This is a genomic window from Kitasatospora sp. NEAU-69 (assembly GCF_057158765.1).
On sequence record NZ_JBWXUE010000041.1, the window covers coordinates 13,026 to 28,829 of the forward strand.

The 15,804-nt window shown below is 72.4% G+C and carries 8 protein-coding genes; 6 read left to right on the forward strand and 2 right to left on the reverse strand.

The annotated features are described in order from the left end of the window. Nucleotides 1-14 precede the first annotated feature (14 nt). Nucleotides 15-2,225 (forward strand): MMPL family transporter, encoded by a 2,211-nt coding sequence (locus AC060L_RS32415; protein ID WP_483802552.1) that lies wholly within the window; start codon nt 15-17, stop codon nt 2,223-2,225. Nucleotides 2,226-2,343: 118 nt separating this feature from the next. Next, nucleotides 2,344-4,080, forward strand: coding sequence for an aminotransferase class V-fold PLP-dependent enzyme (locus tag AC060L_RS32420; RefSeq protein WP_483802553.1), 1,737 nt, complete (start codon nt 2,344-2,346; stop codon nt 4,078-4,080). A 12-nt stretch (nt 4,081-4,092) separates the two neighbouring features. Here AC060L_RS32420 and AC060L_RS32425 read toward each other — a convergent pair whose 3' ends face one another. Continuing rightward, nucleotides 4,093-7,086: an ATP-binding protein gene (locus tag AC060L_RS32425; protein ID WP_483802554.1), complete on the reverse strand. Its 2,994-nt coding sequence runs from the start codon at nt 7,084-7,086 to the stop codon at nt 4,093-4,095. 47 nt (nt 7,087-7,133) lie between these two features. Between AC060L_RS32425 and AC060L_RS32430 the strand changes: the two genes are divergently transcribed. The 3 genes from AC060L_RS32430 to AC060L_RS32440 all read left to right on the forward strand — a co-directional run bounded on the left by AC060L_RS32430 (nt 7,134) and on the right by AC060L_RS32440 (nt 12,041). Next, entirely contained in the window at nt 7,134-9,926 is a 2,793-nt protein-coding gene (locus tag AC060L_RS32430; RefSeq protein WP_483802555.1) for an ATP-binding protein, read from the forward strand. 177 nt (nt 9,927-10,103) lie between these two features. Continuing rightward, on the forward strand, nt 10,104-11,423 hold the full coding sequence (locus tag AC060L_RS32435; RefSeq protein WP_483802556.1) for a threonine/serine exporter family protein: 1,320 nt from the start codon (nt 10,104-10,106) through the stop codon (nt 11,421-11,423). 126 nt (nt 11,424-11,549) lie between these two features. Then, on the forward strand, nt 11,550-12,041 hold the full coding sequence (locus AC060L_RS32440; protein WP_483802557.1) for a hypothetical protein: 492 nt from the start codon (nt 11,550-11,552) through the stop codon (nt 12,039-12,041). Between the two features lie 37 nt (nt 12,042-12,078). On the opposite strand, the gene AC060L_RS32445 is transcribed toward AC060L_RS32440, so the two are convergent. Continuing rightward, nucleotides 12,079-14,076: a S53 family peptidase gene (locus AC060L_RS32445; RefSeq protein ID WP_483802558.1), complete on the reverse strand. Its 1,998-nt coding sequence runs from the start codon at nt 14,074-14,076 to the stop codon at nt 12,079-12,081. A 299-nt stretch (nt 14,077-14,375) separates the two neighbouring features. Here AC060L_RS32445 and AC060L_RS32450 point away from each other — a divergent pair, with 299 nt between their 5' ends. Further along, the gene (locus tag AC060L_RS32450) at nt 14,376-15,761 is read left to right on the forward strand and encodes an SCO1860 family LAETG-anchored protein (RefSeq protein ID WP_483802559.1); all 1,386 of its coding nucleotides are present in this window, start codon (nt 14,376-14,378) and stop codon (nt 15,759-15,761) included. The last annotated feature ends 43 nt before the right edge of the window (nt 15,762-15,804 follow it).

Here is a 15,804-nt window from a genome sequence, read left to right on the forward strand (position 1 = left end):
AATCGAGGTGCCCCATGACGAAAACCGATCACAGTCACGCCCCGCACGACGGCCTGGTGAACCCCGCTCCCCGGACAACGGAGGCCGGGCGGGCGAGCCGTCACCCCGAACAGGGCGGATCGCCAGGCCCCTTGGGCCGGCTCGGCCGCTGGGCGGCGGGCCGTCTGCGGTTGGTGACCGTGCTCTGGCTCGTCGTGGTCGCCGGGCTCGGCTCCTTCGCCCCGCAGGTGACCTCCTCGCTGGCCGGCGCCGGCTGGCAGGCCAACGGCTCGGAGTCGGTCCGCGTCCGCGAGCTCGCTCAGCAGCACTTCGACGGCAACGCCTCCTCGGCTCTGCAGGTCGTCATCGCCGCTGACCGACCGGTGACCGATCCCGCCGTTCAGCAGGTCGTCGATCGGGTGACGGCGCTTCTGAAGTCCGACCCGCGGATCGGCGAGGTGCTGTCGCCCCGGCCCGGCGCGACGATCAGCCCTGACGGGCGCACAGCGGTCGTGCTGGCCGGCGCGAAGGCCGACACCAACGCCATGGTCCGTGCGGCGGACGACCTGAAGGGTCCGCTCAGGGCACTGTCCGGAGCCGGTGTCGAGGTGAGCGCCACCGGCGCGTCCGTCCTGTGGAGCGACTTCAACGCCGCCAACCACGACGCGATGATGCGGTCGGAGATGCTGTCGTGGCCGGTGACCCTCGCGATCCTGGTGCTCGCGTTCGGCTCGCTGGTCGCCGCCGGACTCCCGCTGCTGCTGACCATGGCGGGGCTGGCGGCCTCGGCCGGTGCCCTGGTGCTGCTCAACCACCTGATGCCGACGTCCATCTGGGCGATGAACTTCGCGATGATGTTCGCCCTCGCCCTGGGCATCGACTACGCCCTGTTCATCGTCGTACGTTTCCGCGGGGCGCTCGCTCGCCACGGCGACGCCCGGCGCGCTGTCGGCGAGACCATGGACACCGCGGGCAAGGCCGTCGCGCTGTCCGGTGCCACGGTCCTGGTCAGCCTCTCCGCGGTCCTGCTCGTCCCGTCACCCGCCTTCCGGTCCATGGCGCTCGGCATCATGATCGCGGTCACGTTCGTCCTGGCAGCGACCCTGACGCTGCTGCCCGCCGTGCTCGGCCGCCTCGGCACGCGGGTCAACGCGGCGGCGCTGCCCTTCGCCCGCCCCCAGGACGCCGCGGGCTCGCCCCGCTTCGCCGGCTGGGCCGAACGCCTGTGGCGGCACCCGCTGCGGTACGGCGTCCCCGCCCTGACGGTCCTGCTGGCACTCGCCGTTCCGGTGATCGGGCTTCGGACGGCCATGCCGTCCATCACCGTCATCCCCGCGGACTCCTCCGCTCGAACGGGCTACGCCGCCGTCCAGAAGGCCTTCGGGCCCGGGGCTCCCGGCGCCCTGCAGATCGTGGTGCCCCTCGCCCGGGCCGAGGCCGCCGCCGCCGTCCTCAGGAGCACCCCGGGGATCGCCGCCGTCATGCCGACCACGAACGCGGCCGACCGGTCCGGCATCGCGCTCATCCAGGCCGTTCCGGCCGCCGACCCCTCGGACCCCGCCCTGAAGACGACCGTCGCCGAACTGCGCAGGCAACTGCCGGGGCAGGCCCTGGTCGGTGGCGCCGCCGTCGAGAACCTCGACCTGCAGGCCGTCCTCGACGCCAAGACCCCGCTGGTCGTCGGAGTCATCCTGGCGCTCGGGTTCGTCCTGCTCCTGCTCGCGCTGCAGGCGCCGCTGGTCGCGCTGATCGGTACCGTCACCAACCTGCTGGCCACGGCCGCCGCCTTCGGCGCCGCCCGCCTCGTCTTCCAGGACGGGCACGGGGCCGGGCTGCTCGGTTTCACCCCGCAGGGCTTCCTCGACGGCTGGGCACCGGTCTTCTTCTTCGCCATGATCTTCGCGATCGCGATGGACTACACCGTCTTCCTCCTCGCCTCGGCCAAGGAGCACTACGAACGCACCGGTGACCCGCGCGAGGCCATGGCCGGCGCCCTGGCCAACTCGGGCCGGGTCGTCTTCGCGGCCGCCGCCGTGATGGTCGCCGTCTTCTTCACCTTCGCGCTCTCCGGCCCGCTGCCCCCCAAGGAGATGGGCATCGTCCTGGGCCTCGCGGTCCTGCTCGACGCGGCCCTGGTCCGTCTGGTCCTGCTGCCCGTCCTGCTCCGGCTGACCGGACGCGCCGCCTGGTGGACGCCGGCCTGGCTCGGCAGGCTCCTGCCGACCCTCCGGTTCTCCCACGACTGACGCCGAAGCGACCAGGCCGAAACCGTTCCCAAGACCTCCCCTGAAAGAGAATGCTGTGCTTGCGACCCTCAGGAAGCCGCTGGGGCTGCTCAGCCGGTCCCGCCGAACCAAGCCGGCCGTGAGCCCGGATGCGCCGGCGCGATCGAGCGCTGCCGCGGCGACACTGGCCCGCATCCGACGCGGCCTCATCGGTGACGGCGATGTGCTGCCGGGCCCGTACGGAGCCCGGCGCATCACCTACGCCGACTACACGGCCTCCGGGCGTTCGCTGGACTTCATCGAGGACTGGCTTCGCGCGACGGTCCTGCCCCAGTACGCCAACACCCATACGGAGAGCTCCGCCACCGGGCTGCAGACCTCCAGCCTGCGTGAGGAGGCCCGCCGGCTCATCCACCGCGCGGTCGGCGGCACCGACGACCACGTCGTGCTCTTCTGCGGTTCGGGGACCACGGCCGCGGTGAACAAGCTCGTCGGCCTCCTGGAGCTGCAGAGCCCGGTCGGGCTGGCCGAAGAGTACGGTCCGGCGCACGCCATCGCAGCGGACCAGCGGCCGGTCGTCTTCGTCGGCCCCTACGAACACCACTCGAACGAACTGCCCTGGCGGGAATCGATCGCCGATGTCGTAGTCATCAAGCTGGATGCCGACGGTCAGATCGACGAGGACGATCTGCGGACCCAGCTGGGCCGCTACGCGGACCGGCCGCTGCGCATCGGCAGCTTCTCGGCCGCCTCCAACGTGACGGGCATCCTCACCGACACCGACCGCATCGCCGCCCTGTTGCACGCTCACGGAGCCCTGTCCTTCTGGGACTTCGCCACGGCGGGGCCGTACGTGCCGATCCGGGTCACCGAGTCGGCACCGGGTCGCATCGATCACAAGGACGCGGTCTTCCTGTCACCCCACAAGTTCGTCGGCGGCCCGCAGTCCCCGGGGGTACTCATCGTCCGGCGGAGCCTCGTCCGCAACCGGGTACCCACCATGCCGGGTGGCGGCACGGTGGCCTTCGTGGACCCCCAGCGTCAGTACTACCTCGACGACGTGGTCGCCCGGGAGGAAGGCGGCACCCCGGCCATCGTCGAGTCGATCCGGGCCGGCCTCGCCTTCGGGGTCAAGGAGGCGGTCGGTACCGAGCTGATCCACGCCAGGGAGGAGCGGTCCTGGAACGCGGTCCTGGCCCGCTGGCGGGACAATCCGAACATCGTCATCCTCGGCAGCACCCACGTGCCACGCCTGCCGGTCGTCTCGTTCCTGATCCGGCACGGCGACCGCTACCTCCACCACAACTTCGTGGTCGCGCTGCTCAACGACCTGTTCGGCATCCAGGCCCGCGGCGGCTGCTCCTGCGCCGGCCCGTACGGGCACCGTCTGCTGAAGATCGACGGAGACCATTCGGCGGCACTGCGGGACGAGATCGTCACGCAGGGCCACGAAGGCATCAAGCCCGGCTGGACGCGGGTCAGCTTTCCGTACTTCATGTCCGACACCGTCCGGGACTTCATCATCGAGGCCGTCGAGTTCATAGCCAGGGACGGGCACCGCCTGCTTCCCGATTACCGCTTCACTCCGGACGCCGGCCTCTGGCGCCACGAGCGCGGCCCGGTGGAAGCCCGGTTCAGCCTGGACGACTTCCGCTACTACACCCTGGACGGCCCCGACTGGAACCGCGACAGACCGGTCCGCCACGGCGAGGAGTCGCTGGCCGGCTACCTCGCCCACGCCCGTCGCCTCGTCGCCGGACGTCCCGGAGGTGTTGCCGAAGGCCGGCTCGACCTGCCCGAAGGCTTCGAGGCGCTCCGTCACTTCCCCCTTGCCGAGGCCTGCTTGCTGCCACTGCCCGACGGCACGGAGTCGTGAGCCCGCACCCTGTCAGCCGCCCCCTCCGGTGAGCCCCTGCCGCGCGGCCTCGCCGGCGATCTCCACTCTCGACCTGAACGAGAGCTTGGCCAGGATGTGCGAGACATGGCTCTGGACGGTGCGGGCGGAGAGCAGCAGCTCGGCGGCGATCTCCGGATTGGACCGGCCGACGGCGACCAGGTGGGTGACCCGCAGCTCGGTGGCCGTCAGGCTGGCCCAGCCGGAGGTCGCCCTCACCCGGGGGCTGCGGGACCCTTGCCGGACCCCACGGGCGCGCAGCCTCGCCTGGGCCCGCCGGACGTCCCAGGCCGCACCTAGACCCGTGTACACGGCCACGGCCTCGGCCAGTCGGCGCCTGGCTTCGATCGGGGATCCCTGGAGGGCCAGCAGCTCCGCCGCGTCCTCCAGCGCGTTGGCGTGCCGCAACGGGCGGGAGGCCGACGCGTAGTAGTCGGCGGCGGCGAGGAGTGCGGCAGGGTCGCCTGCCAGCAGGCCGGTGCAGTGCAGGGCCGCGTGCTGCCGGTGAGCAGTGCCCGGCCCGGGCGGCCGGACGGCTGCGGCCGCTTCCGCCGTGGCGTGATCACCGCTTGCCAGGGCCAGCCGCACGACGACCGGAAGCCAGTCGCAGGGGTCCGCCAGGACGGCCGCGAGCTGCGGGTCGAGGACGGGACGCAGCGCCGCGAGCGCCTGGTCCGCGAGCCCGGACCGTTCGGCGGCGACGGAGCGCGCCATCAGCAACCACTGCGCGGCCTCATGGTCAGCCGGGGACGCCGGACGGTGATCGCGCATCAGCTGCAACTGCGCCTCGTAGGTCGCCCTGTCGTCGCGATGGGCGGCCACCAGCGCGGTCAGGCCGCGCGACAGGACGGCCGCCTGTCCGGGTCCGTCCTCCTTCAGGTGGTCGAGCTCGGCCAGGGCGTCATCCCACTGCCCCGTCCTGAAGCGGTGAGCGGCGATGGCGGTGGCCGCCCCCGGGGCCGCCGGCCGGGCGCCGACCAGACGGATCGCCGTGATCTCCTGTTCGGCCTCGACGAGTTGGTCCAGGGCGCCCATGATCATGACCCGTTGGGTCCGGATCAGCAGCTCGATCCGTGGCTGGGCGCCGTCCGTGCAGAGCGCCAGCCCCCGTGCACTGAGCTCCAGCGCAGCAGCAGGGTCGCCCTCACGCACCCGGGCCGTCACCACCTGCATCCAGCGCGCGTAGGCCGCGGCGAAGCTCTCCCCGGAGCGTTCGCCGCTGATCACGGCCTGGGCGGCCGCTTCGACCGCCTCATCGGGCCGGTCCGACCAGAACAGGTGGAACGCGCTCTCGGCGAGCAGTCGAGCCGTGCACCGCTCGCTCATGCCGTCGATCCCGGCAGCTGCGGTGACGACGTCGGCCGCGTTGGACGACCCGCCGGTACCCGGGCCCTGCGCGTGGAGTGCCCGAGCGAGCAGCCAGGACGCTTCGGCCGCGTCGTCAGCCCCGATGGAGCCTTCGGCCAGAACCTCTCGCGCGAGCGCTTCGGCCTCCTCCGGCCTGGCCGAGGCGATCAGCGCCTCGACCGTACGCAGTCGCAGGGCCGTGAGGTCCACTGCCGGCAACCCCGCGGCGACGGCACGTGCCAGCAACGCCACCGCGGCCGCGGGGGCACGATCCACCAGCTCCCGGGCATGGTCTGCCGTCCAACCGACCGCCCACGCATCGCTGCCCGCGTCGTCGGCCTGGAGCAGTTGCGAGGCCACTTGCTCAAGTGGCGAGCCGGTCCGGGCCAGCGCCTCGGCCGCCTGCCTGTGCAGCACCCCACGCAGCGCGGCCGGGATGCCGTCCGCGAACGCCTGCCAGATCAGCTGGTGCCGGAAGCTCAGCCGCTCGCTCGCCGGCACGAGCACTGCCGCGGCCAGGGCCTCGTCCACGATGGGCAGAAGAGCGATCAGCGGTCGGCCTGACACGGCCGAGAGGTCCGTGAGCTGGAACTCGGCTCCCAGCACAGCCGCGATTCCGAGTACCTCGCGAAGCTCCGCGGAGAGGTGCTGGATGCGGTCGGTGATCGTCGCTCCCAGCGACAGGTCGCGGTGTCCCGGCCTGACCTCCAGCCCGTGCGGGCCCTCTGCCAGAGCGCCGTTCTCGTGGAGCAGCGCCAGCAACTCGGTGAGGTGCAGCGGATTTCCACCAGCCCGGCGCAGCTCCCGCACCAGGGACGGAGCAGCAGGGCCTGTCAGCCGGCTGTCCGCGAGCGCCATCGCCGCGCAGTCGGACAGCGGCCCGAGACGGATGGTCAGGCCGCTACTGCGTTCCAGCCCGCGAAGGGCGGCGCCCACCTCACCCTCGCCGGCGCCGGAGCGCACAGCCGCTGCCATGACCAGCGGCAACTGCTCAGCCTGGCGCGCCAGTCGTGTCCAGAGCGCTGCCGACATCTCGTCCGCCCACTGGAAGTCGTCCAGGACCAGGAGCACCGGACCGCCGGCGCACTGGCGCTCCACCGCCTGGAAAAGTCGTTCGGCCACGGCCGGTACCGGATCCGCCATCGCGCCGGCGCCGTGCTGTCGTAGCGCTGTCACGGCTGCTCGGTACTCCTGGCCCAACTGGCCGGCGGATGAATTGCCGGTCCTGAGCAGTTCCAGAAACGGCCACAGCGGGAACTGCTGCTCGATTTCATTTGCCGAGCCCCGGAGCACCGTGAAACCGGCCCGCTCGGCTTGATCGGCGCACGCCGTCAGAAGTGCGGACTTCCCGATCCCGGCTTCCCCGCTCACCGTCACTGCTCGGCCGGAACCAGTCAGAGCGGAGGACAGCACCGTATCGAGCTGAGCCGACTCGGCCGCCCGGCCGACCAGAGTTGCTGCCGACCTGCTGGATCCCATCCCGAGAAGGTACCTCACCGGCTGTAGCGAGGGTGCGTCCTCTGGGCGATGCACGGGAGTAGTAGCATGGCGCGTTCTGACCCGATTTGTCGCCGTGGGGACCGGCGCCGAGCGGGTGCCGTACTCGGGCCGCTGCAGGGAACGCCTGCCGGGGCGGCTCACGGCGAGCTCCGTGATGGTCGGATGACAGGAAGACGACGGAGACATTGATGGCGACTGCTCTGTGCGGCCGTGACAGCGAGCAGGCCCGGTTGGATCTGCTGGTTCAACAGGTGGCGGCAGGGCAGGGCCGGGCGATGGTGCTTCGGGGTGAGCCGGGGATCGGGAAGTCCGCCATGCTCGACGTGGCGGAGACTCTGTGCCGCGGGGCCGGGATCTCCGTGCTGCGAGGGCAGGCCAGCGAGATGGACCACTGGCTGCCGTTCGCCGCGCTGAGTGACTGCCTCGGTACGGACACGGCGGAGCGTCCGGGTCTTGCACGGATCCGGAGTCTGATGCGAGGTGACGAGCGGGTGGGCCCGCTGGCCGGAGCCGCCGGTCAGGAGTTCCTGATCGCCGAAGCCATCCTCTCCTCGCTGGACGACTGGTGCTCGGTGGGGCCGGTCGCCCTGTTGGTGGACGACGTGCACTGGGCGGACACGGCGAGTCTCGCCGTCATCCACCGCCTCGCCAGGGCTCTGGACCAGCTGCCGCTTCTCGTCCTGCTGACCAGCCGTCCCACCCCGGAACACGGTCCGGTCGGCCGACTCCTGCTGAGTCTGGAAGAGCACAGGGTTCCGACCGTCACTCTCGGGCCCCTGGACGAGGACAGGGTCGCCGAGCTGGTCGCGGAGATCACGGGCGTTCGTCCGCAGGGCCGTCTCCGGGAGCTGGTGGCCGGCGCGGCAGGCAATCCCCTCTACGTGATCGAGCTGGTCTCGGCACGGTCCGGTGCCGAGCGCCACGAGGCCGGAGGTTCGGTCGAGGAGGGCGACGGCGGGGACTCGTCGGTGCCGGGCTCGCTCAACGCGGCCATATTCCAGCGGCTCGGGTCCCTCAGCTCCGGCACCCGCGAGCTGCTGAGAATCGTGGCACTGCTCGGCCGTGCCTTCAGCGCCGCGGAGATGACCGCCGTCCTCCAGCGCCCGGTGACCGAGCTGCTGGCACCGGTGGCAGAGGCGATCGCGGCGGGCCTGTTGGAGGACCGCGGTGGTCTGCTGGCGTTCCGGCACGACCTGATCCGCCGAGCTGTGGTGCAGAGCTACTCACGCGCCGTTCGTACGGCTCTGCACCAGCAGATCGGCGTCGCACTGGCCGCGATGAACGCCCCCGTCGAGCGGGTCGCCGAGCATCTCCTGGAAGCCGCGCAGCTCGGCGAGTCAGACGTGGAGTGGCTGCGCGGCGCGCTGGATTCGCTGGTGGTCCGCGCGCCGGGGCTCGCCGTCGAGCTGTTGCGCCGCGCTCGGGACCGCTCGCCGTCGGACGAGCTGGACTTCGAGCTGGTCCGCGCCCTGATGTGGGCCGGGCGGCTTCCCGAGGCCGAGCAGGCCGCTCGACTGCTCCTCACCCGGCCGTTGCCCGTGGAACAAGCGGGAGTGGTGCGATGGTGGCTCGCCCAGGCGGTCCTGCAGCAGGGGCGGTTGCTGGAGACGGTGGCGGTCGTCCGCGCGGCGACGGAGCCGGCCGGCGTTTCGCGTGCACAGGCCGCACGGTTCCACGCCCTTGAGGCACAGGCGCTCCATCTCATGGTTCGGCTGGACGAGGCGGAGCGCGCTGCCACCCTCGCGGTGAGTGGCGGACGGCAGAGCGGCGATGCCTACGCGACCGCGTACGGTCTCACGACGCGCGCGGCCGTCCTGCTGGTCACCAGACGTGTCGAGGAGGCCCTCGGTCTCATCGACGAGGCGTTCATCGCACTGGGCGGCCGCGAGACCCAGCCCGACGTCCAGCTCTCCCCGCATCTGGCACGGGGATGCTGTCTGTCCGACCTCGACCGGGCGGCCGAGGCCTACGAGGACTTTCGTGAAGGTGTACGCCAGAGCGAGCGGGCCGGGGGAGCCTTCCTCACCTGGCATCAGTCGGCCATCGCCAATCTCGAGTTCCTGCGCGGGAACTGGGACGACGCGCTGACGGCGGTCCTGACCGGCCTGGACGCACATGACCCCCTCGACGTCGGGCCTGACCTCCGGGCAATCGCGGCGATGATCAACATCCGCAGGGGCCAGCGGACGGAGTACACGGACTTCGTCACCACCGCACCGCCGGATCTTCGGGCGTACTCGTACACCGAGTACCTCCACTGGTGGGCACGGGCCATGGCCCGTGATGCGGACGGTGACTCCGCGGGCGCTTTCCAGCTGCTCGAGTCGTTCCTCTGGGGCTCGGACCGCCCGACGAACGTGGTGACGCTCGACCACGTCTTCCCGGACGCCGCGCGGCTCGCCTTCTGCCTGGGGCGCACGGACCGGCTCGCGGCGCTGGAAGTGTCCGCACGCGAGCTCGCCGCCTTCCAGCCCAGCCCGAACAAGCGCGGGACGGCGGCGCTGTGCCGTGGGCTCGCGGAAGCGGACTGCTCGCTGCTGACCGAAGCCGCCGACGCCTACCGCACCGCGGGGCGCCCGCTGTTCACGGCGTTCGCCCAGGAGAACGAAGCCGTGCTCCGAGCCCGCGCGGGCCAGCTGAACCAGGCCGGCAGTCTCCTGTCCGAAGCCGTGCAGACCTATGTCACGCTCGGTGCCGACTGGGACGCCCGCAGGGCGGAGGACCGGCTGTCGCTCGAAGGGCTCAAGCTCGAGAGCCGAAGAGCACCGACCACGGCGGCGACCGGTTGGGACGCTCTGACGAAGACGGAGCAACGAGTCCTGTCGATGGTCGCCGAAGGCTGTTCGAATCCACAGATCGCCGAGCGGTTGTACGTTTCCCGCCGAACGGCCCAGACCCACGTGTCGCGTGTCATGGCCAAGCTCGGAAAGTCCTCGCGCGTCGAGCTCGCAGTGGCGGCAATGTTGCGAACAGAGGCGTGAGGAAGCGTGATCGCGCACGGAGACGCACGTCACGTTGAACCTTTTGCCGGAACTGCTCGTAGGGCCTCCGTGTAAGAGAGCGCCGTGGTGACCGGCGACCCGCAAGCACCGAAGACCGCAAAGCACCGAAAACGAATTCCAGCCGCTCCGGCGGCTGCTCGACGAGAACACGACCCGATGACCACCATGTACGAGCCCCTGACCGTCCGCGAGTTCGCCCGCCGCACCACCCCGGCGCACGAGGACGCCGGTGAACTCCTGCTACTCGCGCTGCGCACCGGCGAACTGCTGCTGGCCAGCGGTGCGCCGGCGGCCGACGTCGTGGCGACGACGACCGCGATGGCGGCAGCCCTGGGACTGCACGGCTGCGCGGCGGACGTCACCGCCGGCTCCCTCTCGCTCTCCTACCGCAGCGGGCCGCGAGCGGTACCCATGACCGAGATCAGGGTCGTGCGCACCGCTGCCCTCGACTACTCGCGCATCGATGCCGTCCACCGCCTCGTCGAACAGGTCGGGCGGGGCCCGCTGGACGTCAACGGCGTGCGGTCCCGCCTGGCGCGGATCGAGGCTGCCCGACCGGCCCATCCCGCCTGGCAGGTCACCCTGGCCTGGGCGGCCCTGGGCGGCTTCTTCACCGTGATGCTGGGCGGCGGACCGGCGGCATTCGCCGCTGCCGCCGCAGTGGCCGCGTTCATCGATCGCGCCAACCACCACCTGTCGCACCGCGGCGTGCCCGGCTTCCACCAGGTGGTCCTGGGGGGAGCCGTGGCCACGGCCACCGCGGCGGCGCTCTTCCTCACCGACGCGACCACCCAGGCGCCACTCGTCGTCGCGGGCGGGATCGCGATGCTGCTGCCCGGCCTGGCTTTCGTCAGCGGGGTGCAGGACGCCATCGCCGGGTACCTGGTCACCGCCGCGGCGCGGGCCCTGGAAGTCGCGATGACCGTCGCCGCGATCGTCGCCGGGGTGGGAGCGGTCCTCTACGTCCTGGTGCGCTCCGGACTGCGGGCCCCACAGGTCCAGCCGGGCGGCTTCGCCCTGCACGGCTGGGCCGCGCTCCCCCTGGAGATCCCGGCCGCGATGATGGTCTGCGTCTGCCTCGCCTTCTGCCTCCAGGCGACCCGGTGGCACCTGCTCACCGCCGGCCTCGCCGGTGCCCTGACCTGGACCGTCTACCTGGTGCTCTGGCAGGAGTACCGCCTCCCGCCGCCACTGGCCGCAGCGGTCGCGGCCACCCTCGTCGGCCTCGGCACCCAGGCCCTCGCACACCGCACCAAGACCCCGGCACTGCTGCTCACCGTCGCGGGCATCGCGCCGCTCGCCCCCGGCTACACCATCTACCAGGGCATGCTCTGCCTCAGCCACGGCCAACTCGCCCCCGGCCTGCTGACCATCGGCCAGGCCGCGGCCATCGGCCTGGCGATCGCAGGTGCTCTCACACTGGGTTACACCACCGCCGACCAGTTCGCCCCCAGGCCCGCACGCCGACACTCGTAAGCACGCACAGCCCCCGCTCTCGGCCACCCGGCGCCTGGCAACGGTGATCTGACGCCGTGGAGCCGGCAGGGTCGGCAAGGCGCGCAGCCGGTGGACTGGCGGCTTCCGTAGCGGTTTATTGGGCGCATGACTACTGCTACTCCCGCCGCCGCCGCTGAGCCGGGCAGCGGATCGAACCCTCCGGCGGTCCGCGCCGCAGGCGGCGCTGCTGCCGCAACTCCCGCTGCCGGCACCGGTGTCGGTGCCGCCGTCGGGTCCGCCCTGTCCGCGCTGCCGACCGGCCCGGCCGCGATTCTGGCGGCGGCCGGATTCGGGCTGCTGATGGTATTCCTGGGCGTGCTGCCCTGGGACGGCAACACCAGCCTGCCGGATCTGACCCAGGTCACCTCGGGGCTGGTCGCCGCGCTGCTCGGGGCCGTGATCAACCCCGGGCACACGGTCACCCGGGCCACCTGGAACGTGCTCGGCGTCCTCGCGCTGCTCGCCGCGGCCTCGGCGGGGGTGGCGATCCTGTGCTTCCCGAAGCACTTGGACGCGGTGCCCGCGCTGACCTCGGCCGTCGCCGCGCTGTCCGGGCTGTTCGTGAACACGGCGCCGGTCACCCACACGGGAGAGTAGGCGGCCCGCGGGGTGACCGGCGCCGGTCGTCGGAGCGTCAGTGCTTGGCGAAGGCGCTGACGAACGCCGAGGTCGCCCCGCCCAGCCCGGTGACGTCGTCGTAGCCGGGTGCGGTGTTCAGCGAGCTGTCGTGGTCCATCGTGGCCAGGTACGTGAGGTAGCTGCCCGGGTTGTTCCAGTCCGGCTCGTAGTGCCGGGCGATCGGGGTCTGCCCGGTCGGCGCCGGCAGCACGTCGTGGATCGCCGGGGTGCCGCGCAGCGCGTACAGCGCGGGGTTCGCGAAGCCGAGCGCGTGCCCGGCGGCCTGCGCCGCGTCCACCTCCAGGCCGGCGATCATCGGGGAGGAGCCGCTGGTCCCGCCCTCGGTGACCTCCTGGTAGCCGCCGCCCGGGGTGGTGTAGCCGATCAGCCAGCCGGTCAGCTGGCCGTCACCGTCGGCGGAGATGTCCGGCACCTCGCGATGGGCGGCGGCGGTCCCGCCCGCCGTGGCCAGCGCCTGCGGCACCACGCCGTGCTGGTACCAGGGCTGCGGCAGCTGCGCGCTGCGCCCGCCGGTCGAGCCCTCGTCGAACTGCCCCGGCAGCGCGCTCAGGTAGCCGGTGCCCTGCGGGTTGACCTGGGCGTGGTCGAATCCCCAGCCGAGTTCGCCCTGGACGGTGCCGTTCTTGCCGATCTGCAGCGTGGTGCCGCCGACGCCGGTCGCCCACGGGTCGGAGGCGGGGAAGAGTACCGAGGCCGGCTGGCCGCCGCCGGCGCTGTCGCCGCCGTCGCCGGAGTCGAAGTTGAAGCCGATGCCCTCCAACGCGCCCTGCTGGAAGGTGAGTTCCCAGGCGGCGATCATGGCCGGGCTGTACAGCGACTCCAGCATGCTCCAGGAGTCGGTGGAGACGTCCGCGAGGTGCTGGTCGACGATCCTGGTCTCGGCGTCCAGGAAGCCGAGTTCACGGGGGTTGTTGGAGCCGTCCTGGGAGCAGTCGGCGCCGACGTAGACCACCTTGGCGTCCGGCGCGGCGATGTGGATCGTCTCGACGTCCAGCGGCTCCTCCGGCAGGTCGGACGAATCTCCGCAGCTGGCCGCGAAGTTCGGGCCGAAGTTCTCGCTGTACTGGCCGGGGGCGAAGCCCGGGAGGCCGTGCGCGGCGAAGAACCGGTTGGCGTCCGCCGCCATGCTCGGCAGCGCGCCGTCCAGCACGACGGCGACCGTGCGGCCCTTGCCGGTGTAGGCGGACTTGGTCACGCCGTACGCGTCGCGCAGCTGCTGCGGGGTGTAGCCGCAGATCTGGTCGGGCGCGGTGGTGTGGCCGTAGGCGGCCGGGATCGGCGACTCGTGCTCGCCCCAGTAGTGCGAGCAGGGCGGGGCGGTGGGGGCGGCGGAGTTGGTGGCGGAGTTGTTCGGCTGGGCCACCGTGTTCTGCTTCTGCTTCTGCTTCTGCTGGACGGCCTGCGGTTGCGCGGTCAGCGTGCCGGGCTCCGCGTCCAGGCCGACGACGGTGGCGATGTCCGCGCCGAGCGCCGAGGGGACGGAGATGCCGGTCGCCGGCGCGTAGCCGAGTGCGGCCGGGTTGCTCGGCCAGCTGAAGCTGTGCAGCGAGGTCGCGAACGCGCGGTTCGCCTGGGCGGCGGTGGCCCGGACCGTCAGGTAGTGCGCGTTGGCGTCACTCACCGTCATCCCCTGGCCGGTCAGCCAGCTCCGGATGGCGGTGAGCTGCGCCGGGCTCGCGCCGTACGCCTGCTGGAACGCGGCGGGCGTCAGGTAGTGCGCGTAACTGCCGTTGCCCGGCGTCGCGGTGTGCTGCGCGGCCAGGACCCGGCCGGCGGCGTTGCGGCCGGCGAGGTAGACCCGCAGCGTGAGCTGCTGTCCGGCCGGTGCGGGGCCGAGGTCGGTGGTCGCGTTCTGGCCGGCCCAACTCGGCGTCGCGGAAGGCAGGGTGGTGCGGGCCGGGGTGGTGGGCGCGGCCGTCGCGGCCGGGGAGACGGCGAGCGTCAGTGCGGCGGCGGCGAGGGCGGCGGCGACTGTCCGTGTTCGTGCCGGCAAGGTATCAGGCTCCGTCGAGTCGGGGTCGGGTCGGGGTCGGGCGCGGCGGTCCTGTCGGGCCCCGGTGATGGAGACGTGTCGGTGGGGTCGTTCAGTCGCATCGAATCAGTGGACGCGCGGTCGCTACTGACGGTTCTTCACTCCAATGGATGAATAGGACACCGGCGTTGCCCTCGGGGCGGAGGTTTCGAGAATGATGACGGCAGCCGAGAGCGAGCGCCCTCCCCCGATCGGGGTGAGCGTCATGGCGCGCTCTCCGTTCGTTCGCCTGCTCGATCACCACCCGTGGGGGTTCCACCGTGCTGTCCGCTGTTCGTTCGTCCCGTTCCACCGGCTCCACCCGGCCTGTTCCGCCCGTGCTGCCGGTCCGCCCGGTGCGGCCCGTCCAGCCCGTCCGTGCCGCCCGGGCGCTGTCGGCCGCAGCCGTCGCGCTGGCTGCGACGGCGCTGGTCACGCTGCCGCTGCCAGCCGCCGCCGACACCCCGGCGACCGGGCGGGCGAATGCTGTGACCGCCGAACTCGCGCTGGACGTGAACCTGTTGAACAACGCGGTGGACGTGCCGGTGGACGTCGCGCTGAACAAGGTGCAGTCGCCGGCCGACCAGAGCGGCTCGCTGCTCACCGCGAACGTGGACGGCATCGCGCAGCCCGGCCCGGTCACCCTGGTGCGGGCCGACGTCGGCAACTCGGTGACGCACGTGGACGCGCAGGGCGCCTCGGCCGGCGTCAAGCTGGTCAACGCCGACGTGCACGCGCCCGGCCTGCCGCTGACCAGCCTGCTCCGGCTGGAGGCGCTCAGCAGCGAGGCCGACTGCCCGGTCGGCGGCCAGCCGACCGCGAAGGTGGACGCGCCCGCCACGCTCACCGTGCTGGGGCACACCGTCAGCGTCAGCGTCTCCGGGCCGACGCACGTGGCGGTGCCCGGCGTCGGCAGCGTGGACGTGCAGTTCTCCCAGCGCACCACCACCTCCGACACGGCGGCGGCGTCCGCACTGGTGGTGCAGGTCGCGCTCAATCCGCTGTCGCTGAACGTGGCCAAGGTGGACGGCACGATCACGGTCGCCTCGGTGAGCTGCCAGACGCCGTCCGGCGGCGGGACGTCGTCCGTGCCGCCCACTCCGCCGTCCTCGCCGACGGCGTCGGCCCCGGCCGGTGGGACGGGCGGGACCGGTGGCTCTGGCGGGACTGGTGGCACCGGTGGGTCCGGTTCGACCGGCGGTTCGGGTACGGGCGGTGGGTCGGGTACGGGCGGTGGCTCGGGTACGGGCGGTGGGTCCGGTTCGACCGGCGGCTCGGGCGCGTCCGGTGGGTCGGGTACGAGTGGCGGCTCCGGCGCGTCCGGTGGCTCCGGTGCGTCGGGCGGGTCCGGCGGTTCGGGGGCGTCGGGCGGCTCCGGCGCGTCCGGTGCGGGTGCCGCGCCGTCCGCGGGTGCCGCGCCGTCCGGTGCCGCCCAGGTGGCCGACACGTCCGCGGGTGCCGCCGTCCCGTCCGCGTCCGCCTCCGCGTCGTCGACGGCCGCCGCCGGAGCGCAGAAGACGTCGAGCCACTCGCTCGCCTTCACTGGCGGCGGCAGCGGTAGCGGCACGATGATCGGCGCGGGTGGCGCGCTGGTCGCGGCCGGTGGTGGCGCGCTCTGGTTCGTCGCCCGCCGCCGTCGCACGGCCGGCCGCCGGAACGACGGCTGACCGGCCCGCTCGCCCGGGCAGCCGGCGCCGACCGAGCCATTGG